Below are 26451 nucleotides of genomic sequence, written 5' to 3'. Positions count from 1 at the left end.
CCCGACACCTCCTGCGTCATCTCGATGCCTCCTGGCTCCATGGGGCGACCTGCCCGTCATCGCGCCGCCTCCTGCTCCGTGAGGCTTCTCGTCAGCCTCTCCCTGTGCCGCGGCGCGGCCACCTCGATCAGCCGGCGGGCCCGCTGCGCCACGGTGCAGCCGGTGAGCGTGGCGACGCCGTGCTCGGTGACGACCGCGTCGACGTCCACGCGCCCGGTGGTGACGACACCGCCGTGCAACGCCGGCGTGATGGTGGACTCCCCGCCCGACTCCGAACGCAGCGCGATGACCGACCGCGCGCCGGTGAGTGACGCGGCCCGGCTGAAGTCGACCTGGCCGCCCACCGCGCCGATGTGGACGCCCCGGCGCAGTTCGGCGCCGACCTGTCCCAGGAGGTCGATCTCGACGGCCGAGTTGACGGACACCAGCGAGCGCAGCCGGGACAGGACCGCCGGGGAGTGGGTGTAGGCGGCGGACCGGAACTCGACGGGGAACTCGTGCAGCCGGTCGTACATCGAGGTGCTGCCCAGGGCCGCGCCCGTGACCACGAGTCCGGGGTCGATCTCCTTGCGGGCACCGGTCGCCACCCCCTTCTCGATCAGGGCCAGTACGCCGTCGGTGATCATCCCGGTGTGGAAGCCCAGGTCGACGTGGCCGGACAGCGAGGCGAGCACGGCGCTCGGCAGTGAACCGACGCCCAGCTGCACGGTGTCGCCGTCCTCGACGAGCCCCGCGACGTGCTCCGCTATGGCGTGCTCGACCGGGTCGGGTGCGCGGGACGGCGCCTGCCGCAGCGGACGGTCGGTCTCGACGGTGGCCGCGAAGGCGCTCAGCGGCAGCCGTGCGGTGCCGGTGGTCCGTGGCATGCGGTGGTTGATCTCGGCGATGAGGGTGGGGGTGTGGCACAGGGCGTCGGCGACGTACTCGACGCCGATGCCCAGCGAGACCAGACCGTGCTCGTCCGGCGGGGAGACCTGCAGCAGTCCCACGTCGCAGGGCAGTGCCCGCCGGGCGAAGAGCCGCGGCAGCGCCGAGTAGTGACAGGGCACCACTTCCAGCCGTCCCTGTGCGCTGAGCCCGCGCAGCCGGCCGAGGGCGCCGTAGGACAGCACGGTGAGGCCGTCCGGCAGCGGTACCTCGCCGGACAGCCGCTCGTTCCAGGTGAGTCCGGAGAAGGCGCGTACGGGACCGATGCCGTCGACCTGGTCGAGCAGGGCGTCGACCAGGGGTTCGGGTTCCGCGCTCCCCTGGCCCCACCAGACGCCGTCGCCCGCCCGGACGTACGGGGCGAGGTCGAGCATCAGCCGACCCGCTGGACGAGGGTCGCGGTGCCGAGGCCGCCGCCGCAGCACATGGTGACGAGGCCGGTCTCGACGTCCCGGCGTTCCATCTCGGCCAGCAGGGTGCCGAACAGGCGGGAGCCGGTGGCGCCGACAGGGTGGCCGAGGGCGATCGCCCCTCCGTTGACGTTGACGCGGTCCATGTCCGGTCGCAGTTCCCGTTCCCAGGCCAGGACGACGGAGCCGAACGCCTCGTTGATCTCGATCAGGTCGATGTCGCCGATCGTCATGCCGTTGCGTGCGAGCAGTTTGCGGGTCGCGGGGATCGGTCCGGTGAGCATGATGACCGGGTCGACGCCGACGGTGGTCTGGTCGAGGACGCGGGCGCGGGGGCGCAGACCGTGGCGGTCGGCCGCCTCGCGGGAGGCGAGCAGGACCCCGGCCGCGCCGTCGCAGATCGGGGAGGAGGTGCCTGCGGTGATCCGGCCGTCGTTCTCCCGAAACACGGTCCTGAGCGCCGCCAATGCTTCGGCGGAGGTGCCGGGACGGATGGTCTGGTCGCTGGCCCTCTTCTCGCCGTCGAGTTCGAGCGGGATCATCTCCCGGTCGAAGCGTCCGGCGGCGACCGCCTCGGCGGCCAGCCGGTGCGAGCGCACGGCGAACTCGTCCATCTCGGTACGGGAGAGGTCCCAGCGCTCGGCGATCAGCTCGGCGCTCTCCCCCTGCGGGACGAAGTCGTGGAGGGCGCGGAGTTCGGCGGGCCAGGGGTCGCCGTACAGCTCGGAGATCCTGGCCGGGGAGTTCATGGGTACGTGTCCCATGTGCTCGACGCCTCCGGCGAGGACCACGTTGTGGGTGCCGGAGGAGATCAGGGCCGCCGCCATCTCCACCGCGGTCTGGGCGGAGCCGCAGCGGCGGTCGAGGACGGTCGCGGGCACCTCGGCCGGGTAGCCGGCCTGCAGCCAGGCGTTGCGGGCGATGTTGCGGGACTGCTCGCCGAACGGCGCGGTGCAGCCGACGACGAGGTCCTCGACGACGTCCGGCGCGAGGCCGGTGCTCTCCAGCAGGGCGGTGTAGACGGCGCCGAGCATCTCATTGGGGTGGGTGTCGCGGAACCAGCCGCGTTCGGGGTGCGATCTGCCCATCGGGGTGCGCAGCGCCTCGACGATCAGTGCCTCGCGGCCGGTGTCGAGGAAGGGGTTCTTCGGCATCAGATGACCGTCCCGCCGTCGACCGGCAGGACCTGGCCGGTGATGTACGACGCCGCGTCGGAGGCGAAGAACACGAAACTGCCGGCGATCTCCTCGGGCTGGGCCCAGCGTCCGAGCGGGATACGGGCCAGGGTGAGCGCGGCGAGCTTCTCGTTGCCGCGGATGTTCTCCGTCATCGCGGTCGCGGCGAGCGGGGCCAGTGCGTTGACCGTGATCTGCTTCCTCGCCAGTTCCTTGGCCAGGGACTTGGTGATGCCCACGACGGCGGCCTTGGCGGCTCCGTAGTTGACCTGGCCGATCGTGCCGACCAGGCCGGCGGCCGAGGTGACGTTGATGATGCGGCCGGTGCCGTCCGTGGCGAGCCGGCCGAGCGCCGCCTGGCTTACGGTGAAGGTGCCGCCGACATGGATGCCGAGCACGAGGTCGAACTGGTCGGACGTCATCTTCGGGAACATCGCGGGCGCGACGGCGCCGGCGTTGTTGACCAGGATGTTGAGGGCGCCGCCACCCAGGTTCGCGGCCTGCTGGACGGCCTCCGCGGCCTGCCCGGCGTCCCGGACGTCGAGGACCGCCGACTCGGCCCGGCCGCCCGCGTCCACGATCCGGCGGACCACCGCCTCGGCGGCGTCCTTGTCGATGTCGGTGACGACGACGGCCGCGCCCGCCGCCGCGTACGCCTCGGCGACGGCGGCTCCGATGCCGTTGCCGGCGCCGGTGACGAGGGCGGATCGCCCCTGCAGAGAGAACATCAGTAGCTCCTGGGAAGTCCGAGGACGTGCTCGCCGAGGAAGTTCAGGACCATCTCCTGGCTCAGCGGGGCGATCCGGGTCAGCCGTGCCTCACGGAAGTACCGGGCGACGTGGTACTCCTCGGAGTAGCCCATGCCGCCGTGGGTCTGCAGTGCGCGGTCGGCGGCCTGGAAGCCGGCGTCCGCGCACAGGTACTTGGCGGTGTTGGCCTCGCGCGCGCACTGTTTACCCTGGTCGTAGAGCCAGGTCGCCTTGCGCAGGACGAGTTCCGCGGCGTCGAGGTGGGCCAGCGAGTCGGCGAGCGGGAACTGCAGTCCCTGGTTCATCCCGATGGGCCGGCCGAAGACCTCTCGCTCGTTGCCGTACCGGACCGCGCGGCGCAGGGCGGCCCGGCCGATGCCGAGGGCTTCCGCCGCCACCAGCATCCGCTCGGGGTTGAGGCCGTCGAAGATGTACTTGAAGCCCTGGCCCTCCTCGCCGATCCGGTGGGCGGCGGGGACGCGCAGGTCGTCGATGAAGAGTTCGTTCGAGGTGACCGCGTTGCGGCCCATCTTGCTGATGGGCCGGATGTCGACGTGGTCGCGGTCGAGGTCGGTGAGGAAGAGCGTCAGTCCGTCGGTCTTCTTCGGGGAGTCCTCGAACTTCGCGGTCCGGGTCAGCAGCAGGACCTTCTCCGACTCCATGGCCTTGGAGATCCACACCTTGCGGCCGTTGACGACGTAGTCGGAGCCGTCACGCCTCGCGAAGGTGGTGATGCGGGTGGTGTCGAGCCCGGCTCCGGGCTCGGTGACCCCGAAGCACACATGGAGGTCGCCGTTGACGATCCGGGGAAGGTTCTCCTTCTTCATCTCCTCCGAGCCGTGCTTGATCACCGGGTGCATGCCGAAGATCGACAGGTGCATGGAGCTGGCGCCGTTCATGCCCGCGCCGGACGCGGCCACCTCTTCGAGGAGGAGGGAGGCCTCGGTGATGCCGAAGCCGTGGCCGCCGTACTCCTCCGGGGTCGTGATGCCGAGCCAGCCGCCGTCGGCGAAGGCCCGGTAGAACTCCGTGGGGAACTCGTGGGCCGAGTCCTTCTCCATCCAGTACTGGTCGTCGAACCTGCCGGCCAGCTCACGGACCGCTTTCCGGATGGTCAGCTGGTCCTCGGTGAGCTCGAAGTCCACGGTGCCCACGTCCTTTCCGGAACTAATTGGAATGACTATAACAAAGGCCTGACCATTAAACGAGGGCGAGACCGTCCGCGATGCGCTCGTTCCAGACCGCGGGGGCACCGAACAGCTGCTCGTCGAGCTTCGCCCGCTTGTAGAAGAGGTGGAGGTCGTGCTCCCACGTGTAACCGATCGCGCCGTGCAGGGTGAGCGCGCTGTCGGCGCCGCGCACCCCTTCGGCGGTGACCTGCGCCTTGACCGCCGCCGCGTGCAGCAGCGCCTGCGCGTGACCGCTCTCCACCGACGCGGCGGCGAAGTAGACCGCCGAGCGGGCCGCCTCGACACCGACGAGCATGTCGGCGGCCGCGTGCTTGACCGCCTGGAACGAGCCGATCGGCACCCCGAACTGGTGCCGCTGCTTGCTGTACTCCACGGCGAGGTCGAGCATGCGCTCGGTGGCACCCAGCGAGTCGGCGGCCACCAGGACGGCCGCGCGGGCGGACGCCTGCCGCAGCACCTCGGCCGCGTCGACGTCCAGCGGCACGGACGGTACGCGGTCGAGTGCCACGTCGGCGACCGACCGGGAGCGGTCGAGGAGCGGCCGGGCCCCGATCCCGATCCCCGGGGCGGCGGCCTCGACGAGCCGCAGCCGCCTGGCGTCCCCCTCCCCCACCGGTACGACGAACCGGGCGGCCGAGTCACCGGCCAGCACCCGGGGCGCCCTGCCGGTGAGGACGCCCTCGCCGTCCGACCACAGCGAGGGCGCCTCGTCGGGCACCGTCTCGGCCGGGACCAGCAGCGCCACCGTGTCACCGGCCGACGCGGCCCCGGCCAGGTCCGGGCGTCCCGCGAGGGCGGGCAGCGCCAGGGCCGTGGCCAGCCAGGCGGCCGACGGCGCCGCGGCCCGGGCGAGTTCCTCGGCGGTCAGTGCCAGCTCGACCAGGCCGCCGCCCTGACCGCCCAGTTCCTCGGCGAGCCCGACCCCGGCCCAGCCGGCGTCCACGAAGCGCGACTCGAAGACCGAGTCGTCCTCGTCGTCGAGCCATCGGCGCACCACGTCCGAGGGCGCCACGTCGGTGAGCCAGTCCCGGAGCGTCCGCCGGTATGCGTCCTGCTCGTCGGTCAGTTCCCACTGCATCGCATGTCCTCTTCCTCTGCCTCTTCCGGCCGGGGGCTCACCCGAGGGCCTTGACCTGTACGCGGATCTCGTCGACCGCCTCCGGGTTCTCCGCGCCGGACAGATCGCCGGGGTCCGCGTCGAGCACCGCCGCCCGGACCGCGCGGCGCAGGATCTTGGCCGACCTGGTCTTCGGCAGCTGCCCGACCCGGATCACCCGGGAGGGCGCGAACGGCTTGCCGACCTCCTCGGCGACCCGTCGGCGCAGCCGCGCCGACACCAGCGCCTCGTCGTCCTCGACGTCGCCCCCGGTCCGCAGGACGTAGAAGGCCCATACCGCCTCGCCCTTGGTGGCGTCGGGAATGCCGACGACCGCTGATTCGGCGACCGCCGGGTCGACGGCCAGCACCGACTCGATCTCGGCCGGTGCGACGCGTTTGCCCGCCACGTTCATCACGTCGTCGGAGCGGCCCAGGATGAACCAGCCGCCGTCCTCGTCGACCAGGGCGTGGTCGCCGTGCCGCCACAGGCCGGGGAACGTGGACCAGTACGCCTCGCGGTAGCGCGCGTCGTCGTGCCAGATCCCCCGTGTCATCGCGGGCCACGGCTGACGGCACACCAGTTCGCCGACACTGCCCCGCAGGGGGCGGGCGTCGTCGTCGACGACGTCGACGTCCATGCCGAGCGCCGGGCCGCCCAGTGAGCAGCTGCGGATGTCCTCCACGGGATAGGGGCACAGGAACGAGCCGCCCACCTCGGTGCCGCCGGAGAAGTTGATGACGGGCACCCGGCTGCCGAAGACGTCGCGGGCCAGCCACTCGTAGGACTCCGGGTCCCACGGCTCGCCCGTCGACCCGAGGACCCGTACCGAGGACAGGTCCTGTGCGGGCGGCTCCGGTGAGGCCGCCTTCAGGGTGCGGATCAGCGTCGGGGAGACGCCGAGCATGGACACCCGGTGCCGCTCGACCAGCTGCCAGAGCCGGTCGGTGCCGGGCACGTCGGGCGATCCCTCGTACAGCAGCAGGGTGCCGCCGTTGGCGTGGGTGCCGAAGATCGAGAGCGGGCCCATGATCCAGCCCATGTCGGTGATCCAGCAGAAGGTCCGGCCGGGCGTGATGTCGAATCCGTACGCCACCTCGCTCGCCGTCTTGAGCAGGAACCCGGCGTGGGTGTGCACGGCTCCCTTGGGCCTGCCGGTGGTGCCGGAGGTGTAGGCGAGCAGGAGGACGTCCGAGGCGTCGGTGTCCTCCGGCGCCGGATCGGGGCCTGTGTCGAGGAGGTGCCGCCAGGAGACCGTCCGGCCCGTCCGCCCGGCGGCCTCGCGCGGGTGGGGTGAGGGGTCCAGGTTGTCCACGACCACGACGAGTTCCACGTCCGGGCACGACTTCAGTGCTTCTTCCAGCTGCGGGAGCATGCCGACGCTCCTGCCGCGGCGGACCGTTCCGTCGGCGGTGACGACCGCCTTCGCCCGTGCGTCCTGGAGGCGTGAGGCGATCGCGGTGGCGGCGAACCCCGAGAACAGGGGCACGGCCGTCGCTCCGATGCTCGCCACCGCGTACATCGCGATCACGGCTTCGGGCGCCATCGGCAGGTAGAGGGCGACCGCGTCGCCCTTGCCGATGCCCCGGGCGCGCAGCCCCGCGCGGGCCCGCGCCACCTGGTCGTCCAGTTCGGCGAAGGTCAGCGTGCGTACCGTGCCGTCCTCGTTCTCGTGCACGACGGCGGCGGTGCCGGGCGTCTCGCGGGCCCAGCGGGTCAGTGCCGCGTCGACGATGTTGAGGTGTCCGCCGGTGAACCAGTCCGGGTACTCGATCCCGCGGCCGAGGTCGACCACGTCCGTGTAGGGCGTACGGAACTCGATGCCGAGATCCTCGGCGACCGCGCCCCAGAAACCGCCGATGTCGGCCACCGACCGCGCGCGCAGTTCGTCCGCGGTGGACGCGCCGAACGTACGCATGAGCCGGGCGACGTTGGAGTGCTCCAGGTAGTCCCGCGACGGATGCCAGGTGTAGGTCACGTCAGCTCCTCGGCATGCCGAGGATCCGCTCGGCGACGATGTTGCGCTGGATGAAGGTCGAACCGCCGGCGATCGCGGTGCCCCGGGCCTGGTTGGCGAGCCGCAGCCACCACTGCGCCCCGGCGTGCTCGTCCTCCAGGGCGAACTGGTCGCCCAGCGGTTCCAGGGACAGCCGGAAGTCGGCGAGGTCCTCCACGAGCGGGCAGAAGTAGAGCTTGCCGATCGACGTCACGGGGCCGGGCGGGCCGTCGGACACCGCGCCGGAGACGACCCGCTGGCCGATCGCGCGGTGCACCAGCGCCCGGCCCCACAGGTCGGCGACCTTCTGCCGCACATGGGGGTCGGCGCCGAGGCGGCTGCCGTCGGCGGCCTTCTTGGCGCGGACGTCGGCGACGATGTCCTCGACGGCCTTGGTGGTGTTGACCCGGCCGGTGGCGATGGCGACCCGTTCGAAGCCGAGGGTGGCCATGGCGACCTTCCAGCCGCCGTCGACCTCGCCCACCACGGCGTCGTCGGGCACGAAGACGTCGTCGAGGAACACCTCGTTGAACTCGGCCTCGCCGAGCATGTGCGCGAGCGGCCTGACGGTGACACCCGCGCTGTCCATGGGCAGCAGGAAGTAGGTGATGCCCTTGTGCCGCTCGCCCCCGCCGGTACGCGCCAGCAGGATCGCGTGGGCGGCGAGCTGGGCGCGGCTGGTCCAGATCTTCTGGCCCGTGATCCGCCAGCCGCCGTCCACCTTGGTCGCCCTGGTGCGCAGGGAGGCCAGATCCGAGCCGGAGTCAGGCTCGGAGAACAGCTGGCACCAGATCTCCTCGCCGCTCAGGATGGGGCGCAGGTGGCGCTCCTTCTGGGCGGCGGTGCCGAAGTGCGCGATGGTCGGCCCCGTGAAGTCCTCGCCGACGGTGTTGAGCCGCTCCGGCGCCCCGGCGTGATCGCACTCCTCGCTGAAGAGCGCGCGCATCCGCTCGTCCAGTCCCTGTCCGCCGTACTCCTTCGGCCAGGTGAGGCCGGCGTAGCCGGCGTCGAAGAGCATCCGCTGCCACCGGCGCCAGAAGGGCGCCTTCTCCATCAGGTCGGCGGGCTCCGGCCACGGGAGCGTGGGAAGGCTGCTCCGCAGCCAGGTCCGGACGTCCTGCCGGAACCGGGCCTCGTCGGGAGCGTCGGACAGATCCATGGTCACCGCCTTGTCGGTCAGGTTCGCGAAACCATACTATAGGTCAGACCAAAAGGAGTCTGCGTATGAATACATTGATCGACACCGTGGTCGACAGGGTCGCCTTCGACGTCGAACGGGGCAAGATCCTCGAATTCGTCCGCGCCACGCGCACCGACGACCCCGTGCACACCGACCCCGGACTCGCCGCGGAGAACGGGTTCTCCGGCACCCCGGCCACCGCCACCCATGTGGTGGTGGCCGGTCACCACCGCGACCAGCGGGCCTTCGTGGAGAAACTCGGCCTGGAACTGAGCCGGGTCGTGGTGGGGTCGGTGGACTGGCTCTACCGGCGGCCCCTGGTCGCCGGGGACACCCTGCGGGGCACTCGTCGCGTCGTCGGCGACGAGACACGCGAAGGGCGCCGCGGCGGCACCATGCGCCTGATCACGCTGGAGACCGCATTCGTCGACGGTCGGGGCGAACTCGCCGTGACCCAGCGCGAGGTGCTGATCGAGAGGGGACGGTCATGAGGACACCGCCGGGGGCGGTCGTGGGCGACCGTCCCCCGTCACGACGCGTCGGCCCCCTCACCCAGACGCACATCGTGCGCTTCGCCGGCGCCGGCGGTGACTTCAACCCGCTGCACCACGACGGCGCCTTCGCCGCCGCTGCCGGTTTCGACCGGCCGATCGCGATGGGGCAGCTGACGGCCGGACTGCTGGCCGCCTGGCTCACCGACTGGTGCGGGGTGGAGAACCTGCGGGAGTACGGCGTCCGCTTCACCGCGCCCCTGGCGATCGGGGACGTCGTCGAGCTGTCCGGGGAGGTCACCTCGCTCGCGCCGGGGGACGGCGGCCGGACCCTGGCGACGATGGAACTCGCCGCGACCAGGGACGGGACGACGCTCGTGTCGGGCCGCGCGGTGATCGTGGTCGCCGACGGCTGAGTACGCACACCCCGGCGGTCACCGCTCCGCAGCCGCGGGACGGCGACCGCCGGGGACCCGGCACCCCGCTCGACACCTCGGCGGCCACCCCCACGGGCGGCGCGGCCACTCCCGCGGGCGGCGCGGTCGACGCCACGGGCGGACCGGTCAACGCCCGGCCTTCAGCTTGTCGGCGATGTCGCTCCGCAGCACATGTTTCTGGATCTTGCCGGTGGCCGTGGAGGGCAGCGCCGCGATGATCTCCAGCCGCTCGGGAACCTTCTGGATCGCGAGCCCCTCACCCAGGAGGTAGTCCTTGATCTCCTCCAGGGTCAGCGACTCGGCGCCGGCGGCGGGCACCAGGTAGCAGCAGACCTTCTCGCCCATCTTCTCGTCGGGCATGCCGACCACGGCCACCTCGCCGACGGCCGGGTGCGCGGAGAGCAGGTCCTCGACCTGCCGGACGCTGATGTTGAGGCCTCCGCGGATCACGATGTCCTTGAGCCGCCCCGTCACTCGTACGTATCCGTCGTCGTCCATCACCCCGAGGTCGCCGGAGCGGGAGAACCCGTCGGCGGTGAACATGCTCGCGGTCTCCTCGGGCTGGTTGATGTACCCCAGCGCGTTCATGGCGCCCCGGTAGGCGATGTCGCCCTCCGTGCCGCGCGGCACCTCCTCGCCCTGTCCGTCCACGATGCGCACCTCCTGGAACGGCAGCGCCTTGCCGTCGGAGGTGACCGACCGCGCCGGATCGTCGTCGAGCGTGCACATCGTGGTCGTGATGTTCTCGGTGCGGCCGTAGAGGCTGAGCACCCGCATGTCCGGCAGCGTGGCCACCGCCCGCTGCACGAACGTGCCGGGGATCGGCGCGCCGGCGCAGGTCCAGAACCGCATGCTGCCCGCGTCGTGGACGTCCGGGTCGTAGGCGTTGAGCAGCATCTGCAGGAACGTGGTGGCGGTCACGGCCGCGGTACAGCGGAACTTGGCGATCCGCGCCAGGCCCTCGCGCGGCTCCCACTTCTCCATGATGTGCGACGAGGCGCCGTGGATGAGCGGCAGGATGACACTGGTGACCAGGCCGGTGGTGTGCGTGATCGGGGAGGGCCCGAACTGCACGTCCTCCTCGGTGTAGTGCCAGCCCCTGCCGAGCAGTCGCGCGCCGGTGGCCATGGTGTTGAAGGTGTGTGCGCACCCCTTCGGCCGGGACGTCGTGCCGGAGCTGAAGACGATGACCCACGGCTCGTCGGGGCCGGGGGCCGCGGGCAGTTCGGCCCCGGCCTCCTCGGGCGTGACCTCGGCCAGTACGTCCTCGTACCGCAGGCTGCCCTCGGTCGTCCGCTCGCCGCGCACCACGATCACCGTGTCGAGCGTGGGACTGTCCCCGGTCATGTCCAGGAACATGGCGTCGTGGTCGAACCCGCGGTAGCGGCCGGTGGTGAAGGCGACCTTGGGGCCGGCGCTTCCCACGATGTGGCCGACCTCGTCACGCCGGTATATCGGCATGATCGGCACGATGAGCGCCCCCACCCGGGAGACCGCCAGGGAGATGACCACGAACTCGGTCCAGTTCGGCACCTGGACGGTCACCCGGTCGCCCGGCGCGACACCCCGGCGCACCAGACCGACCGCGAGACGCAGAGCCGCGTCCCGCAGCTCCCGGAAGGTGTACGAGGTGGTGGAGTCCGTCACGAACACCTTGTCGGGCCGCTCCCGCACCTGACGTTCGAGAGCGTCGAAGAAGTTGTAGTCGCACCAGGAACCGTCGGCGTAGTAGCTCTGGATCTGCTCCTCGGTGAACCGCTCGCGCACCGTCGCCATTGACATGTGATTCGCCTGCCTACCTGTCGCTGTTCATGCCCGGACGGGAGTATGGATGGCTATATGGTTGGCACCGTACAATGGTAAGACCGTTTACGACAATGCTTGTGCGGCCACCCGCTCCCGCGTGTTCCGGCGCGGTCCCCCGCCACGGACGGTGCGTTAATGTGTCCCGGCGACGACGTCCGCCCAACGACCTTTCACAGGAGATGACTTCGGCTGATGAGCAGGGACCGGGCCATCCTCGACGCCGCGGCCACGGCGTTCTACGAGAAGGGCTTCCACGGAGTCGGGGTCGATGAACTGGGCGCCCGCGCGGGCCTCAGCGGCCCCTCCCTGTACCGCCACTTCTCGGGCAAGGACGAAATCCTCGCCACGCTCCTCAACGAGGCGATGGACGAACTGATCAGCGCCACCGTACCCGTGCACGGCGACCCGGCCCGTGATCTGCGGCGTGCGCTGGAGCACCACATCGACTTCGCCGCGCGGCACCGGCACCTGGTCAACCTCTACCAGCGCGAGGTGCGCTCACTCGTCGACCCGTGGAAACGATCGTTCACCCGTCGCAGGGGTCAGTACACCACCCGTTGGGAAGCGCTGTTCGCGCAGCGGTTCCCGGACCTGGGTGACGCGGAGATCGCCTCGATGACACAGGCCTGTCTCGGCATGGTCTTCTCCCTGTCCTACTGGCCGGCGCGGGCTCTCGACGGTGCCGACGTCAACGCCTTGCTGTTGCGGCTGCTGTCCCACGGATTCGAGTCCTTCGAACCGTCCTGACCTCAGCCCACCCTGACCTCGGCCCGTGCTGACTTCGACCCGCCCTGACTTCGGCCCCTGACTTCAGCGGCGGGAACCGAAGTCGAACATGCCCGCCGCGATCCGGCGCATCTGCAGTTCGTCGGTGCCCTCGGTGATCCGGTAGCGGCGATGGTGACGGTAGATGTGCTCGAACGGGAGCGCCCGGGTGTACCCCATCCCGCCATGGATCTGGATCGCCCGGTCCGCCGCCGTGCAGGCGAGCTGGTTCCCGCGCATGTTCACCATGGCGACCTTGCCCGAGACCGCCGTCTTCCCCCGCTCGTCCATCATCACGGCGGTCCTGTGGATCGTGTTGCGCACCAGCTCGGCCTCGGTCTGCAACTCGACGAGCTGCCACTGCACCCCCTGGTGCTCGTGCAGGGGCTTGCCGAAGACCACGCGCCGCTGGGCGTACTCGACACTGCGGTCGATGCAGAACTGCGCCGCGCCGAGCGAGGAGGCGGCCTGTCTGATCCGGTTCTCGTGGACGAAGAGCTGGGCGAGGTCCAGGCCCCGGCCGAGCTCGCCGAGCACCGCGCCTGCGGGTACCCGGACACCGGTGAGGCGGACCTCGGGATGGTCGCTCGGCATGTTGAACGTCCAGTGGTTGCCGACGATCTCGAAGCCGGGCGCATCGGTGGGCACCAGGAAGGCGGTGATGCCCTGGGCCTTGCCGTCCTGTCCCGAGGTCCTGGCGAAGACCAGGTCGACCTCGGCGGCGTCCGTGAGGCTGTTGAACCGCTTCTCGCCCGTGATGATCCAGTCGTCGCCGTCACGTTCCGCCGTGGTCTGGAGGTAGGTGGCGTCGCTGCCGTGCTCGGGTTCGGTGAGCCCGAAGGCGATCTCGATCTCGCCCCGGACGTACCGGTCGAGGTACTGCTCCTTCTGCTCGGCCGTCCCGTACGCGTGCAGCACCAGAGCCAGCGGCAGATTCGCCACCACGGACGCCTCGTCCGCGTGCGGGAAGTGCAGCCCGGGGCCGCGCGTGGTCAGGTGCTCCCGGACGACGGCCATCGCCAGGTTCGATCCGTCGCGCCCGCCGAGCGCCGCGGGCAGCGGATAGCGGTAGAACCCGGCCGCGTCGGCCCGCCGCCGCATCTCCGCGAGCACCTCCCGCCAGGCGGCGGCCGGGTAGCCGTCGCGCTCCCAGTCGGTGCGGGCGTACTCCCGCCGGTGGTCGAAGAACTGCGGGTGTTCGTCCTCCAGCGGCTTGATCTCGGCGTCGATGAAGACGTCGAGATCCTTCACCAGTCGTACGACGTCCTCGGGAACCGACCAGCTCATGACGCGCCCCTCCTGTCCAGTTCCGGTCCTGTCCGCTTCCGGTGCTGTCCGGTTTCGCTTCCGGTTTCGGTTTCGGCCTCACCGTAGGGCGGTCCCGCCGTACCCGGTCCTGACCGTGCGCCGGGCCACTGTGGACCGCTACAGCGCCCAGTCCACTCCCGCTCCTCCCCCGCACCGGCTCCGTGTTCTGATCTGCGCCATGTTGAAACTGAACGGCATCGCGGAACTGCAAGAACTCGTCGGCCAGGAGATCGGCACCAGCGCGTGGCACGAGGTGACGCAGGCCCGGATCGACGCCTTCGCGTCCGCGACCGACGACCACGAGGACATCCACGTCGACCCGGAGCGCGGCCGTCGGGCCGGCTTCGACGGCACGATCGCGCACGGGCTGTACACACTGTCGCTGGGGCCGAAGTTCCTCTACGAGCTGTACTCGCTGAGCGGGCACTCGCTGGGACTCAACTACGGCTTCGAGAAGGTGCGGTTCATCTCCCCCGTGCCGGTGGGTTCCCGGCTGCGGATGCGCGCGACGCTGAAGGCGGCCGACGCCATCGAGGGTGGCACCCGCTTCACCGTCACCCAGACCTTCGAGACCGAGGGCGGGGAGCGGCCGGCCTGCGTGGCGGACGCCGTGATCGCCTACTTCGACTGAGGGACCGGGCCGGCCGAGACGTCAGCCCCGGCCGGCCCGTTCGAGGATGCTCCGGCCCCGCCGGACGACGGCGGCGAGGCTCGCGGCGGCGGTGACCAGCCTGGCGTCCGGATCCGGACGCCGCCGGTTGCGCTTCACGAACACCGACAGGGTGGACGCCGTCTTGTAGTGGCAGTAGGCCAGGAACCAGTCCAGTCCGGCCGCCGGCACCGGACGCACCCGCCCGTACTCCGCCAGCAGTTCGTCCCTGCCGGGCATGCCCCGCCCCGCGGCCAGGTCGGCCCCGTCGCGCGTCTCCTCGAAACGGTGGACGGGGTCCGTGTGCATCAGCAGCCACGCCAGATCCGTCCGCGGATCGCCGACCGACCAGATCTCCCAGTCGATGACGGCGTTCAGCGCGTCGCCCTGGAAGAGCATGTTCGCCAGCCGGTAGTCCCCGTGCACCAGCACGGGCGGCAGGGGACGCGGGACACGGTCGGCCAGGGCGGCGTACAGCTCCCGGTGGCCCGGGCAGACGTCGTCGTCCACCGTGTCGAGGAGCAGGGCCCAGCGGTCGAGTTCCTCCTTCACGGTGACGACGGGCTCGTCCGCCATGCCGAGGGACCCGGGACCGAGCGACTGCATCCGTGCCAGGACACGTGCGGCCGCGCGCGCTCTGCGGTCGACGACCGCCGCGCCGGGAGGGTCGGCGCTCACGTCGAGGAGCGGTTCGTAGGAGTCGCCGGGCACCAGGTCCATCGCGAAGAGCGGCGGATCCCCGTCGTCCTCGAACAGGACGGACGGGACCGGCACCTCGGGCGCCGCACCGACGGCGCGGAGCACCCGGGCCTGCCGGAGCACGTCGCGGTTGCGCACCGGAGCCAGGCCGGGAGGCGCCATCTTCACGACGACCGGTCTCGGAGGCCCACCGGGAACCCCGAGTGTCGCGGCGTAGGTGAGGCTGGACACGCCGCCGGGCAGTCTGCGCAGGCCTTCCACGCCCGCTCCGGCCCATCGCGCCGCCACGGCGTCGGTGAACCTGGCCCGCAGCCGCGCCTCGTGGGACCGGTCGCGGGATGCGTCAGAGGATTCGACTGTCACCCGGCAAACCTCCCCGGGCCGAACCTCACCGGACAAGAGCGGACCCCACGGGCACTGGAGATCTCCACAGTGCCGCGTCCGGCCACGCCGAGGCCTGGGGACGCCGAGGCCCGGGGACACCGCGGCCCACCTCACCGGCGTCAGCCTGCCGGCCGGCGGCGGCGTACCGGCTGCTCCGATCACTTCCGCGCGGCGCCGACGGCCCTGCCGAGCTGTTCCCGCAGCGCCGCCACCGCGTCGATCTCCGCCTCGACGCTCGACCCGACGGGGATGACGGTGATGTGTTCGGCTCCCGACTCGACGAACGGCAGCAGGAACTCCGCGACCTGTTCCGGGGTGCCCGCCGGGGCGATGTACTGGAACTTCTCGTACGGCAGGTGGTAGAGCCCCTGCATCTTCGCCGCCAGCAGTTCCCGGGCCACCCGCGGATCGCCGTCCAGGCCGCACCAGACGTTCACCCCGAACCACGACGGTGTCGGCCGGTCGAGGGCCGAGGCCGCGTCGAGGATCCGCTCCCGGGTCTCGGCGAAGCGGCGCGCGGAGCAGAAGATGCCGAGCCAGCCGTCCCCCGACTCCGCGGTGCGCCGGACCGCCACCTCGCCCTTGCCGCCGATGACGATCGGGATGCCCGGGTCCGGAGCCGGCCGGATCCGGGCCTCGTCGAGCTGGAAGAACTCCCCCTGGTGACTGACCTCCTCACCGGTCAGCAGCCGCCGGACCAGCATCAGGGCCTCGTCCAGGCGCCGTCCCCTGGTCCTCGGGTCGACACCCGCGTTGCTCACCTCGCGGCGGTCCTCGCCGCCCACGCCGACGCCGAGCGTGAGCCGTCCGGACGCCGCCTGGCTCAGTGTGGACAGCTGCCGGGCGGTCGCCATCGGGTGGCGCAGTCCGAGCAGGTAGATCCCGATGAGCACCGACAGCCTGTCGTGGGAGGACAGCATGGTGTTCGCGGTGATCATGCCGTCGAAGCCGGACCCGTCGTGGAAGCTGATGTGGTCCCCCACGGACACATGGTCGAGGCCGGCCGCCTCGACCCGGTCGAGCAGCCGGCGTCTGCGCCGGGGGTCCGGCGTCGTGAAGCCGTCCTGATCCGAGATTCCCATCGTGAACGTCGATGTGAGCGGGGCCATGGGACCGACACCTTTCTGCAGTGATTCACCTGTTGCACTATAAGGTCTAACCATTGAAACTATCGGCTGGGTTCTCGGACGAAAGGCCACTGACATGACCACTCGCGGTATCACCGTCCTCGCGGGAGGGCTGAAGGAGACCCGGAGGATCACCGAGCGCGCCGAGGCCGCCGGGTTCGACGCCGCGTGGTCCGGCGAGTTCCTCAACCGTTCCGCCGTCGTCTCCGTGGCGGCGATGGCCGCGGCCACCTCCCGTATCGGAGTGGGAACCGCGATCGCCTACGCCGTGGGCCGCTCCCCTCTGGTACTCGCCAACGACGCCCGCTTCCTCGACGAGATGAGCGACGGCCGCCTCACCCTGGGGCTCGGCACGGGCACCCGCCGGATGATGGAGGGCTGGCACGGGATCAAGGACGCCGAAGGACCGGCCACCAGGATGGAGGAGCTCATCCCGCTGCTGCGCCGGCTCTGGCGCCTGCACGAGGGACCTGTCCAGCACGACGGCCGCTTCTACCACGTGGACATCACGCCCACGGCCGGCATCGAGCCGCCGCTGCGTCCCACGATCCCCATCTACACCGCGGGCGTGAACGCCCGGATGATCGAGGTGGCCGGCCGGGTCTCGGACGGGCTGATCTGCCATCCCACGGTCACCGACCGGTACCTGGAGGACGTCGTCGGGCCCGCGGTCGCCCGCGGGGCGGCGAAGACCGGGCGCTCCCCGCAGGACGTCCTGCTGAAGGGTGTCGTCATCTGCGCGATCGCCGACGACACCGCGTCCGCCCGCCGTGAGGCCGCCGCCCAGATCGCCTTCTACGCCGCCCCGAAGGCGTACGGTCCGGTGATGGAGGCCTCCGGGTTCGGAGCCGAGGCAGCCGCGATCCGGACCGCGTTCCACGCGGGCGACCACCCGGCGATGATCGACGCGGTCTCGGACGCGATGCTCGACCAGATGGCGGTCGCGGGCACCGTAGACGAGGTCCGGGACGCGCTCCCGGCGCTGGAGAAGCGCTACGACCACGCCGCGCTGTACTCCCCGAGTTTCACCCTCACCCCCGAACGGGTCGCGGAGAACACCGAGGCGATCATCGAGACCTTCGCCCGCTGACAGGACCTTCGGCCCGGGACAGCGGACGGGGACGACGGACGGGGACGACGGGCGGGGACGGCGGCCGGGGGACGGCGGAGGGCCCGGACCCGGGCTGTCCGCCGTCCCCCGGACGACGACCGCTCGGAGACGGCCGCGCGGAGACGGCCGCTCAGAGGGCGATCAGCTCCTGCACCGCCCTCGTCGCCAGTTCACCGACCTGCCCCTGGCTCACCAACTCGCCCTTGCTCAGGGCGAGGAAGCGGTCCGCGAGCTGCTGGATCATCCCGATGTGCTGCTCCACCAGGAGCAGGGCGGTGCCCCGCTCGCGGATCTGCCGCAACGCGCCGACGAGTTCGTCGATGACGACGGGCGCCAGTCCCTCGGTGGGCTCGTCGAGCATCAGCAGGAGGGGTTCCGCCATCAGCGCGCGGGCGATGGCCAGCATCTGCTGCTCGCCGCCGCTGAGCGCGGTGCCCGGCCGGTTCGCTCCCCGGGCCAGGTTGGGGAACAGCTCGTACACGGAGGCGAGTGTCCACTGTCCCTTCCGCCCCGAGGCGCGGCCGAGCAGGATGTTCTCCTCGACCGTGAGGTTGGGGAAGATGCGTTTGCCCTGCGGGACCAGGCTGACGCCCCGCGCGGTGGGCTCGTACCGCTTCCTGCCCATGACCTTGCCGCCGACGAGGATGTGGCCGGTCACGGTGGGGATGCCGTACACCGAAGTCAGAGCCGTGCTCTTGCCCGCGCCGTTGCGCCCGACCAGCCCGACGGACTCCCCTTCGGCGATCTCGAAGTCGATTCCCTGCAGCACGACCGCGCCGCTGTAGGACGCGTGCACATCCCTGAACTCCAACACCACGCTCATGCGGCACTTCCCAGATAGGCCCGGACGACCTCTTCGTCCTTGCGTACGTCGGCGGGGGCGCCGGAGGTCAGCACCTTGCCGAGGTTCAGTACGGTGATCGCGTCGCAGGTGCGGAAGACGCCGTCCACGTCGTGTTCGACCAGGAGCACGGCGACGTCGCGGTCCTTGCAGATCGAGCGGATGTGGCCGAGCATGCTGGCCGCCTCGTCGGCCACCAGCCCCGCGCACGGCTCGTCGAGCAGGACCACCCGGGGCTCGCCGATCAGCGCCAGCGCGAGGTCGACCGAGCGCTGGGTCCCGTACGCGATCTCGCTGCAGACCCGGCCGAGGAACGGCCCGAGCCCGAGGGCGCCGACGATGTCGTCGAGGTCCTTCCCCCCGGTCCTGCGGGCGACCATCTCCAGCTGCTCGCGGACCGTCATCGACGCGAACACGCTCGTCCGCTGGAAGGAGCGGGAGACGCCGTGCAGGCGGCGCCACCCGACCGGCCGGGCCGTGATGTCCTCGCCGTCCAGCAGGACCTTGCCCGCGGACGGCCGCTTACGGCCCGAGAGGGCGTCGATGAAGGTGGACTTGCCGGCGCCGTTGGGGCCGATCACCCCGTGGACGACACCGGGTTCGAGCCGGATGTCGATGTTCTCCAGCGCCTTGACCGCCCCGTACCGGACGGTCACCGCCGATCCTTCGAACAGTGTCATGTGCGGTCCTTCTTCCTGGCCGGCAGGAACGGCAGGCGCCTGCGCAGCGCTTCCAGGCCTCCCAGGACCCCGCCGGGGAGGAACAGCAGCACCAGGACGAGTGCGCCGCCGGTGTAGAGGGGCAGGTTCCCCGAGACGTTGAACCGGGCCTGGGCGTAGGTGTAGAGCAGTGCTCCGACGACCGGTCCCAGCAAGGTGCCCATGCCGCCCACGATGGTGGCGATCAGCGAGTCACCCGCCTTGACGAAGCTCAGCACCTCGGGAGAGACGTAGGCGGCGTTGAGGGCGAAGAGCACTCCGCCCAGGGATGCCACGGCCCCGGAGAGGACGAAGGCCGCAAGGCGCGGGACGAAGGTGTCGTAGCCCGAGAACCGCATCCGTTCCTCGTTCTCGCGGATGCCTTCCAGCACCGTCCCGAACCGGGACCGTCCGGCGGCCCACAGCGCGACCGCCGAGACGACCAGCGCGACCCAGGCGACGGGCCAGAACAGTCCCGCGTCCATGAGCTGCGGTGCCGTCATGCCCAGGAAGGTGTCATCGGCGCCGAACTGGAGCTGGAGGCCGTCGTACGCGCCGGTGTAGGGCCGGGCCACCGACTGTGTCGAGAACTGGTAGAGGGCCTGTCCCAGTGCCAGGGTCAGCATCAGGAAGCCCATGCCCGACGACCGTACGACCAGGACGCCCATCAGCAGGGCCAGCAGGGTGCCGGCCGCGAAGGCGAAGAGCGCGGCGGGCATAGGGCTCCACCCCCAGTGGGTGACCGCGATGCCCAGGGCGTACGCGGAGCCGCCGAAGAAGGCGGTGTGCCCCAGGCTGATCAGGCCGAGACGCCTGGCCAGGAAGCCGATCGACAGGGACAGCAGGGCGAGGATCACCCCGCTGAGGACGAGGCCCATGTAGTAGGAGTCCAGGCCGAGGTGCGGCACCGCGAGACCGACGAGCAGCACCGCCACGGCGACCATCGCGCCGCGGATCCACCGCTTCCTGCCCGCGCCCCCGTCGCCCGCGGCCGGCTCGGACACGGCCGGCGGCTGCCGGATGGTCGTATCGGTCATGACAGCCTCTCTCCGGTCGGTCATGACAGCCTCTTTCCGGCCAGCCCGGCGGGCCGCCACAGCAGCACGGCGACGAGGGCCGCGTACGGGACGAGCACCGAGTAGCTCGGCAGCAGGACACTCCCCATGGTCTGGACGAGGCCGAGGGCCATCCCCGCGACCATCGCCCCGCCGATGCTGCCCACTCCCCCGATGACCACGACGATCAGGACGTTGATCAGGATGCCCACGCCCATGCCCGGGTCGACCGACACGTACGGGGCGGCCAGCGTGCCCGCCAGTCCGGCGAGCGCCGCTCCGAGGCACACCACGACCAGGCTGACCCGGTCGACGTTGATGCCCATGACGGACGAGGTCTCGACGTCGTGGCTGGCGGCCCGGATGTGCAGACCCGTCCGGCTCGTCCGCAGCCACCACACCAGGGCCACCGCCATGACCAGCGCGATCCCGATGACCAGCAGCCGGTACGTCGGGTAGTGCGTGCCGAACAGGGAGGTGGTGCCGTCCAGCCCGGCGGGGGCGTTCACCGAGAGCGTCCGTTCGCCCCAGATCAGGACGATCACGCGTTCCAGGACCATGGCGAGGCCGAACGTCACCAGACCGGTCTCGATGGGTGAGCGTCCCTGGAGCCGGCGGAAGAACACCAGTTCCAACGCGGCCCCGAGGACGGCCAGTGCGAGCGGCACGATCACCAGCGCCCACCAGAAGGAGAGGTGCTGGGTGACGCTGTAGGCCAGGTAGGCGCCCGCCATGTACAGCGCGCCGTGCGCGAAGTTGGTCACGCCTCGCAGGCCGTAGATCATGGCGAGGCCGGAGCTGAGGATCATCAGCAGGGACCCGAAGGCCACCGCGTTGAGCAGTTGGGCGAAGTCCATGGTGCAACCCCGTCGTGTGGAGGTGGGTCAGAGCTTGCAGGCGGGGTCCGCTTGCGGGGAGGTGTCGGCTCCCTGGGCCGTGGCGATCGTCTTGAAGGCGAGGCCGCTGCCGGTCTTCTCGACCTGGCCCAAGTGCGACGGGCGCACCAGCTGGTGGTCGGCGCCGCGCAGGGTGACCTTGCCGACGATGCTGTCGAAGCTCAGGTCCTCCAGGGCCGTACGCACCTTGGCGGGGTCGCCGCTGCCGGCCTTCTCGATCCCGGCGAAGAGCGTCTGGGCGGCGAGGTAGGCGTCGGCCTCGACGTAGTAGGGCGTCTCCTTGTACTTCTTCTTGAAGCCGTCGACGAAGCTCTTGTTCAGCGCGTTGTCGGCCTTCACGTCGTACCCAACGTTGTTGTAGAAGCCGACGATCTTGTCGCCCATGGCCTTGAAGAGCGGCTCGGAGACCATGTTGAAGCCCAGTACCGCCTTGAACTCGGCGGGCAGGTCGAACTGGACGGCCTGGTTGACGAACGCGACGCCGTCGGCGCCGTACTCGACGGCGAACAGGGCGTCCGCGCCGCTGCTCTTGAGTTTGGTGATGTAGGAGCCGAACTCGGTGGTGTTCAGCGGCGCGAACTGCTCCAGGACGACCTTCTTGCCGGCCTTGGTCGCCGCCTCCTTGAACACCTTCGCCGCCGTGTGCCCGGTGGAGTAGTCGACGGCCTGGATCGCCCACTTGTCGCCCGGGAGGTTCTTGAGCGTGCCGGCGAGGGCGTTGACGTCCATGGTGTTGCTCTGCACGACGCGGAAGGCGTTCGCCACGCAGTCCTTGCCGGTGAGCGCGTCGTCCTTGCCGAGGCTGTTGAACGAGAGGGCGTTCATCCCGGCGAGCTGCCGGTTGAGGGCACCGTGCTCGGTGGACGTCATGACTCCGCCGATGAACTTGGCGCCCTTTTTGAGGACGGCTTCGCGCGCCGCCCGCAGCGTGGTGGCCGGGGTCGCGTCGGTGTCCATCTCGACGAGTTCGATCTTGTGGCCGTCGACGCCGCCCTTGCGGTTGACCTCCTCGACGGCGTAGCGCCAGCCCTTCGCCGTGTCGGACCCGAACTGGGCCAGTGCGCCGCTGCTGGGCGGGATGACGGCGACCTTGATGACACTGTCGTCCGACGACGAGGCGGTGTCACCGGTGGAGGCGCCGCACGCCGCGACCGTGCCGGTCATCGAACATGCCACGAGCGTCCGCATGATTCTGTGGTTCACAGACGGTACCCCTACTCAACTGCGTGGACTCGACTAGGCGGATCAGGGCGGAACACCCTGCGCCACCCGATGATGAGCGGCTTGCGCACGGCGGGCGTCTCCACAAAGGGGGATTGTCATCTCCCTTTGGAGGGAGAGGCAGGCCGAAAAGTGCCGTGGAGGGGTGACTCGGAACCCCTGTGCGATGCGATCGGCCAGGCCCCTGACCGGCGGTAACGGCCTCTCACGGCGGTCCCGGTGACGGTCGGCCGGTTACCGATCTATTGTTTTTTCGATCCGACCATTTTAACTTTGGGCCAATCACCGAGTTTGTGGCAGCTGCGCGGCACTCCGACCTCACCTGTGGAAAAGAGCGGCCCATGACGTCGTCAGTGGAACGTGTGCGGACAGCTGTGACAGCTGGGACAGCTGCGGCCGGGTCCGACGGGCAGGGTCATGAAGAGGCGGTGCAGAACCATGACGAGGCCGTACTGCGGCTCTCGCTCCGTCGGCTCTGTGCCGCGGCGGGGTTCACGGGCGGCCTGCTTTTCCTGCACGACGCGGCGACCGGACGGTTCCACGCCGAGGCCGTGCTCGACGACCCGAATCCCTCACCTCCCGTACGCCTGACCCGGCGGCCCCGGCAGTCCGTGGGCCCGGACGATCCGCTGGTGGAACTGCTGAGAGCAGGCGGCCGGCCCTGCGTCCTCGGCGAGGACCGGCGGGGCGGACCCGGGACCACGCGGCTGGCCGTCCCCTTGAGCGGCCCCGACACCAGCACGGGCACCGACACCGGCACCGGACTCCTCGGGTTCGCCCTGCTCGATCACCCCGTCGGCCACCGGGCCGAAGAGCCGTTGCCGGACCAGGTGTCCGCCTGTGCCGACCTGGCGGGCGCGGCGGTTCTCGGGGTCCTGACGAACCGCCGGCTCGCCGCCGCGCACGAGGAGCTGGCCCGCCGGCACGAGGCCCTGCGGCGGGGCGGCGAGGCGGAACGCCGGCTGAGCCGCCTCGTCGGCCGCCCGGGAGGACTGTCCGCACTCGTCCGGACCTGTGCGGAGCTGACCGGCAAGGCCGTCGCCCTGTTCGACGCACGGCATCGGCTGGTGACCTCGGCTGGCCCTGTCGGCGGGGAGGTGCGGATCCAGCCGGTGAACCAGATACTCGCCGGCGCCCGGGTACGGCCCGAGAGTGAACCGTACGAACCCTGCGCGCCGTGCGAACCGTGCGAACCGGCCGTGGTGCCCGCCCGGCCGGCGGCGGGCCTCCTCAGACGCCATGTGCTCACGCCGGTACTGGCCGGCGACCGGCACTTCGGCTGGCTCGTCGTCATGGAGTACCCCGCCCTGCTGACGGCCTTCGACCTGCTCGTCGCACGCCGTGGCGCCGAGTGCGCCGCCACCGAGTTCACCGTCCAGAAGCGCGTGGCCGACGTCGCCTGGAACGCGCGCTCCTCCCTCGCCCGCCAGCTCGTACGCGGCACCTCCACCGTGGCCGACCTGCGGGGCAGCGGGGAGTACCTGGGCATCGACATCGACGCGCGCCGGGTACTGGTCTACCTCACCGGGCCCGGCGCCCGGCGCGACGACCCCGCCGACGACGAGCAGCTTGCGGCTGGCCTCCGGCGCCGACTGGGTCTCGATGTGCTGACGACCCGCGGCTCCGAGGGACTGGTCCTGCTGGTGGAGTCACCCCGGGACGCCGGAGCCGCGGCGGTGGCCGCCCGGGTCAAGTCGGCGGTGCGCGAGGTCTGCGCTACGCATCCCGGGGGTGACGGTCTGGCCGCCGGGGTGTCGTCGGTCACCGAGCCGTCGGGGCTGGCGCGGGCCTACCGGGAGGCACGTGAGGTCGCCCGGTGCATCGGCCGGTTCGCCGGGGGCCGTTCGCCCCGGGTCCTCGCCGTGGACGACCTCGGCCCGGCCCGGCTCTTCCTGGCCAACAGCGACACCGCCTCCGTACGCAGATATGTCGACGACGTCCTCGGCCCCCTCCTCACCTCCACCGCCCACCACACCACTCTGCTGCTGACCCTGCGGTCCTGGTTCGATTCGGGACGCAGTGTGCGCGTGTCCGCGGTGGAACTGGGCGTGCACGAGAACACCGTCCGGCTGCGCCTCGCCCGGGTGCACGACCTGACCGGTCTCGACGTACTGGCGGACGCCGGCGACCAGCTGAGTGTGCAGACGGCTCTGCTCGTCCTGCGCCTCCAGGGCCATCCCGCGCTGCTCTCCCCCGACGGGACCGCGGCCGACCACGACGGAAGAAGGACCGCGTGACCCACGACGGTGACCGCAACCGCGACCGCAACGACCGCGTTCCGACCGGGGTCCGGAGGTGCCGCTGATGCGCGCCTTCGTGATCGAAGAGCTGACCGGGCCGGACGGGGGCGCCGTCGCCGAGGTGCCCGAACCCGCCGGGGCACACCCGTGGGCGGACGGCCGGCGGCTGCTGATCGAGGTGCACGCCGCCGGAGTGTCCTTCCCCGACCTGCTGCAGACCCGCGGCGCCTACCAGCACGGCCGCTGGCCGCCGTACGTCTCCGGCGGCGAGGTCGCGGGTACGGTGCTGGAGGCGCCGGAGGACTCCGGACTCGTACCCGGTGACCGGGTCGCCGCGCTGACCCTCTGGGGCGCGATGGCCGAACGCGCGCTCGCCATGCCCCAGTTCGCGGTCAGACTGCCTCCTTCGATGAGCTGGGCCGAGGGTGCGGCCCTCTATCTCAACTACGCGACCGCCTGGTTCGCGCTCCACCGCGTACGGCTGGCGGAGGGCGAGAGCGTGCTCGTGCACGGGGCGTCCGGCGGGGTCGGCACCGCGACGCTCCAACTGGTGCGCGCGCTCGGCGGCCGGTCGATCGCCGTCGTGTCCGGCGACGAGAAGGAGAAGGTCGCCCGCGAGGCCGGCGCCGACGAGGTCGTACGCTCCACCGCGGGCTGGGCCGCACAGGCGCGCGAACTCACCGGCGGGCGTGGAGTGGACGTCGTCGTCGACCCGGTGGGCGGCGACCGGTTCACCGATTCGCTGCGGTCCCTGGACGTCGGAGGCCGGCTCGCGGTGGTCGGGTTCGCCGGCGGTTCCATCCCGACCGTCAAGGTCAACCGGCTGCTGCTGCGGGACCTCAGCGTGGTCGGCGTCGCCCTGGCCGCGTACGCCGAACGGCATCCCGCCCTGGCGGTGACGCTGAACGGCGCGCTGGAGCGGATGTCCGCCGACGGCAGCATCAAGCCCCTCGTCGGCCGGTCCCTCCCACTGGAGCGGGGCGGCGAGGCCCTCGGGCTGATCGAGCGCCGCGCCGCGCTCGGCAAGGTCGTCGTCGAGACGCGGGCAGGGGGCGGCTCCTTGTGAGCCCGTACTCGGCACGCGTTCGGCACAGCCGTGACACAATCCGAGTGATAGATTCAAGAGCGATTAGGTCAGACCCTTGGACCATCCTCACGACAGCCCCACACCCCCCACCCAGAGGCCAGGAGAATCATGTCCGAGACAGCGGCCGCTCGTCCGTCCGGCGGCAGGCAGTCCGTGATTCGACTCGCACCCATGGAGGTCCCGAAGGCGTCGGACGTCCTCGCCAACGAACTGCGTGAGCGCATCCTCAGCGGCGAGTTCGACGAGGGCACCGCACTGCCCCCGGAGCGCGAACTCGTGGTGCAGACGCAGATGAGCCGCACCACCGTCCGGGAGGCGCTGCGCATCCTGGAGGTGCAGGATCTGGTCCGGATCAAGACGGGCCGCGCGGGCGGCGCCTTCGTGCAGCGGCCGGGCAAGGACTCGATCGCCAGCTCCGTGAGCCTCCTCATCCGCGGCCGTCAGATCCGGCTCTCGTCGCTGCTGGAGACCCGCGAGGCGATCGAGCCGTACTGCGCCCGGCTCGCCGCGACGCAGCGCACGGAGGAGGACCTCGCTGCGCTCGACGCCGCGAACGAGGCGATCGCCGACGAGCACGGCACCCTGGCCGCGTTCCTCCAGGCCAACGTCGACTGGCACGTGGCCGTGGCGACCGCGAGCCACAACGAACTCCTCACCGGCTTCATGGCCGCCCTATCCCGGGCGATCTACGCCGCCACGGAGAACGAGCGCTTCGTCGACGCCGAGGTACGGCGCGTGGCGGTACGGGCCCACCAGTCGATCACCGACGCCATCCGCGCCCAGGACCCCAAGGCGGCGGCCCGCCGTATGACACGCCATGTACACGGTTACGCGGATGCCGTGCTCGCGGTCGACGAGCGCACCGACATCACGGTCTCCGACGACAAGTGAGCGGCAAGTGAGCGGCGTGCGG

24 protein-coding genes are annotated in these 26451 nt (G+C 71.0%); 8 read left to right on the top strand and 16 right to left on the bottom strand.

The genetic code is table 11. From position 1 onward, the window contains the following. Positions 1–56: 56 nt before the first annotated feature. Genes ACZ60E_RS33890 through ACZ60E_RS33860 form a run of 7 tightly spaced genes read right to left on the bottom strand, consistent with a single transcriptional unit; the run spans position 57 to position 8702 of the window. Entirely contained in the window at positions 57–1301 is a 1245-nt protein-coding gene (locus tag ACZ60E_RS33890; RefSeq protein ID WP_469445467.1) for an acetyl-CoA hydrolase/transferase family protein, read from the bottom strand. Further along, a complete protein-coding gene (locus tag ACZ60E_RS33885) occupies positions 1301–2491 on the bottom strand; it encodes a thiolase family protein (RefSeq protein WP_469445466.1) in 1191 nt (396 codons plus the stop codon). Before ACZ60E_RS33885 ends, ACZ60E_RS33890 begins: the two co-directional genes overlap by 1 nt. Further along, positions 2491–3240: an SDR family NAD(P)-dependent oxidoreductase gene (locus ACZ60E_RS33880; RefSeq protein WP_469445463.1), complete on the bottom strand. Its 750-nt coding sequence runs from the start codon at positions 3238–3240 to the stop codon at positions 2491–2493. The genes ACZ60E_RS33885 and ACZ60E_RS33880 overlap by 1 nt, the downstream gene beginning before the upstream one ends. Then, positions 3240–4406 (bottom strand): acyl-CoA dehydrogenase family protein, encoded by a 1167-nt coding sequence (locus ACZ60E_RS33875; RefSeq protein WP_469445461.1) that lies wholly within the window; start codon positions 4404–4406, stop codon positions 3240–3242. The genes ACZ60E_RS33880 and ACZ60E_RS33875 overlap by 1 nt, the downstream gene beginning before the upstream one ends. A 55-nt stretch (positions 4407–4461) precedes the next feature. Further along, positions 4462–5529, bottom strand: coding sequence for an acyl-CoA dehydrogenase family protein (locus ACZ60E_RS33870; protein ID WP_469445460.1), 1068 nt, complete (start codon positions 5527–5529; stop codon positions 4462–4464). Between the two features lie 37 nt (positions 5530–5566). Further along, positions 5567–7525 (bottom strand): AMP-binding protein, encoded by a 1959-nt coding sequence (locus ACZ60E_RS33865; RefSeq protein WP_469445459.1) that lies wholly within the window; start codon positions 7523–7525, stop codon positions 5567–5569. A 1-nt stretch (position 7526) separates the two neighbouring features. Further along, positions 7527–8702, bottom strand: a complete 1176-nt coding sequence (locus ACZ60E_RS33860; protein WP_384815235.1) for an acyl-CoA dehydrogenase family protein — start codon at positions 8700–8702, stop codon at positions 7527–7529. 65 nt (positions 8703–8767) lie between these two features. Between ACZ60E_RS33860 and ACZ60E_RS33855 the strand changes: the two genes are divergently transcribed. Next, the gene (locus tag ACZ60E_RS33855) at positions 8768–9214 is read left to right on the top strand and encodes an FAS1-like dehydratase domain-containing protein (RefSeq protein WP_469445457.1); all 447 of its coding nucleotides are present in this window, start codon (positions 8768–8770) and stop codon (positions 9212–9214) included. Continuing rightward, positions 9211–9630, top strand: a complete 420-nt coding sequence (locus ACZ60E_RS33850; protein WP_469445456.1) for a MaoC/PaaZ C-terminal domain-containing protein — start codon at positions 9211–9213, stop codon at positions 9628–9630. The genes ACZ60E_RS33855 and ACZ60E_RS33850 overlap by 4 nt, the downstream gene beginning before the upstream one ends. A 147-nt stretch (positions 9631–9777) precedes the next feature. On the opposite strand, the gene ACZ60E_RS33845 is transcribed toward ACZ60E_RS33850, so the two are convergent. Next, positions 9778–11433, bottom strand: coding sequence for an AMP-binding protein (locus ACZ60E_RS33845; protein WP_469445455.1), 1656 nt, complete (start codon positions 11431–11433; stop codon positions 9778–9780). 216 nt (positions 11434–11649) lie between these two features. Between ACZ60E_RS33845 and ACZ60E_RS33840 the strand changes: the two genes are divergently transcribed. Continuing rightward, positions 11650–12204, top strand: a complete 555-nt coding sequence (locus tag ACZ60E_RS33840; RefSeq protein ID WP_469445454.1) for a TetR/AcrR family transcriptional regulator — start codon at positions 11650–11652, stop codon at positions 12202–12204. A 63-nt stretch (positions 12205–12267) separates the two neighbouring features. Here ACZ60E_RS33840 and ACZ60E_RS33835 read toward each other — a convergent pair whose 3' ends face one another. Continuing rightward, on the bottom strand, positions 12268–13509 hold the full coding sequence (locus ACZ60E_RS33835; RefSeq protein ID WP_469445452.1) for an acyl-CoA dehydrogenase family protein: 1242 nt from the start codon (positions 13507–13509) through the stop codon (positions 12268–12270). Positions 13510–13708: 199 nt separating this feature from the next. Between ACZ60E_RS33835 and ACZ60E_RS33830 the strand changes: the two genes are divergently transcribed. Then, entirely contained in the window at positions 13709–14161 is a 453-nt protein-coding gene (locus tag ACZ60E_RS33830) for a MaoC family dehydratase (protein ID WP_469445450.1), read from the top strand. 21 nt (positions 14162–14182) lie between these two features. On the opposite strand, the gene ACZ60E_RS33825 is transcribed toward ACZ60E_RS33830, so the two are convergent. Then, positions 14183–15241, bottom strand: coding sequence for a phosphotransferase family protein (locus tag ACZ60E_RS33825; RefSeq protein ID WP_469445448.1), 1059 nt, complete (start codon positions 15239–15241; stop codon positions 14183–14185). Positions 15242–15420: 179 nt separating this feature from the next. Continuing rightward, positions 15421–16371: an LLM class flavin-dependent oxidoreductase gene (locus ACZ60E_RS33820; protein ID WP_469445447.1), complete on the bottom strand. Its 951-nt coding sequence runs from the start codon at positions 16369–16371 to the stop codon at positions 15421–15423. A gap of 94 nt (positions 16372–16465) precedes the next feature. On the opposite strand from ACZ60E_RS33820, the gene ACZ60E_RS33815 reads away from it, so the two are divergent. Continuing rightward, entirely contained in the window at positions 16466–17479 is a 1014-nt protein-coding gene (locus ACZ60E_RS33815; RefSeq protein ID WP_469445445.1) for an LLM class flavin-dependent oxidoreductase, read from the top strand. A gap of 151 nt (positions 17480–17630) precedes the next feature. Here the strand turns inward: ACZ60E_RS33815 and ACZ60E_RS33810 are convergent, their stop codons facing one another. From ACZ60E_RS33810 to ACZ60E_RS33790, 5 genes are read right to left on the bottom strand one after another with little or no spacing between them, the layout of a single operon-like run. Next, a complete protein-coding gene (locus tag ACZ60E_RS33810; RefSeq protein WP_469445444.1) occupies positions 17631–18323 on the bottom strand; it encodes an ABC transporter ATP-binding protein in 693 nt (230 codons plus the stop codon). Further along, positions 18320–19021, bottom strand: a complete 702-nt coding sequence (locus tag ACZ60E_RS33805; protein WP_469445442.1) for an ABC transporter ATP-binding protein — start codon at positions 19019–19021, stop codon at positions 18320–18322. Before ACZ60E_RS33805 ends, ACZ60E_RS33810 begins: the two co-directional genes overlap by 4 nt. Continuing rightward, positions 19018–20100: a branched-chain amino acid ABC transporter permease gene (locus ACZ60E_RS33800; RefSeq protein ID WP_469445440.1), complete on the bottom strand. Its 1083-nt coding sequence runs from the start codon at positions 20098–20100 to the stop codon at positions 19018–19020. Before ACZ60E_RS33800 ends, ACZ60E_RS33805 begins: the two co-directional genes overlap by 4 nt. Next, positions 20097–20951 carry a branched-chain amino acid ABC transporter permease gene (locus tag ACZ60E_RS33795; RefSeq protein WP_384815907.1) on the bottom strand — a complete coding sequence of 285 codons (855 nt, stop codon included), beginning with the start codon at positions 20949–20951 and terminating at the stop codon, positions 20097–20099. Before ACZ60E_RS33795 ends, ACZ60E_RS33800 begins: the two co-directional genes overlap by 4 nt. 27 nt (positions 20952–20978) lie before the next feature. Continuing rightward, complete coding sequence (locus ACZ60E_RS33790; RefSeq protein ID WP_469445439.1) at positions 20979–22193, bottom strand: ABC transporter substrate-binding protein; 1215 nt, start codon at positions 22191–22193, stop codon at positions 20979–20981. Positions 22194–22639: 446 nt separating this feature from the next. Here ACZ60E_RS33790 and ACZ60E_RS33785 point away from each other — a divergent pair, with 446 nt between their 5' ends. The 3 genes from ACZ60E_RS33785 (at position 22640) to ACZ60E_RS33775 (ending at position 26429) form a co-directional block, all read left to right on the top strand. Then, positions 22640–24448: a PucR family transcriptional regulator gene (locus ACZ60E_RS33785; RefSeq protein WP_469445438.1), complete on the top strand. Its 1809-nt coding sequence runs from the start codon at positions 22640–22642 to the stop codon at positions 24446–24448. Between the two features lie 67 nt (positions 24449–24515). After that, a complete protein-coding gene (locus tag ACZ60E_RS33780; RefSeq protein WP_469445437.1) occupies positions 24516–25517 on the top strand; it encodes an NADPH:quinone oxidoreductase family protein in 1002 nt (333 codons plus the stop codon). A 129-nt stretch (positions 25518–25646) separates the two neighbouring features. Beyond that, positions 25647–26429 carry a FadR/GntR family transcriptional regulator gene (locus ACZ60E_RS33775; RefSeq protein WP_384815918.1) on the top strand — a complete coding sequence of 261 codons (783 nt, stop codon included), beginning with the start codon at positions 25647–25649 and terminating at the stop codon, positions 26427–26429. Positions 26430–26451 lie beyond the last annotated feature (22 nt).

Source organism: Streptomyces sp. NPDC102514 (assembly GCF_055584525.1).
The sequence above is the reverse complement of the archived record's forward strand: the minus strand, read 5'-3'. Positions and strand labels throughout refer to the sequence as shown.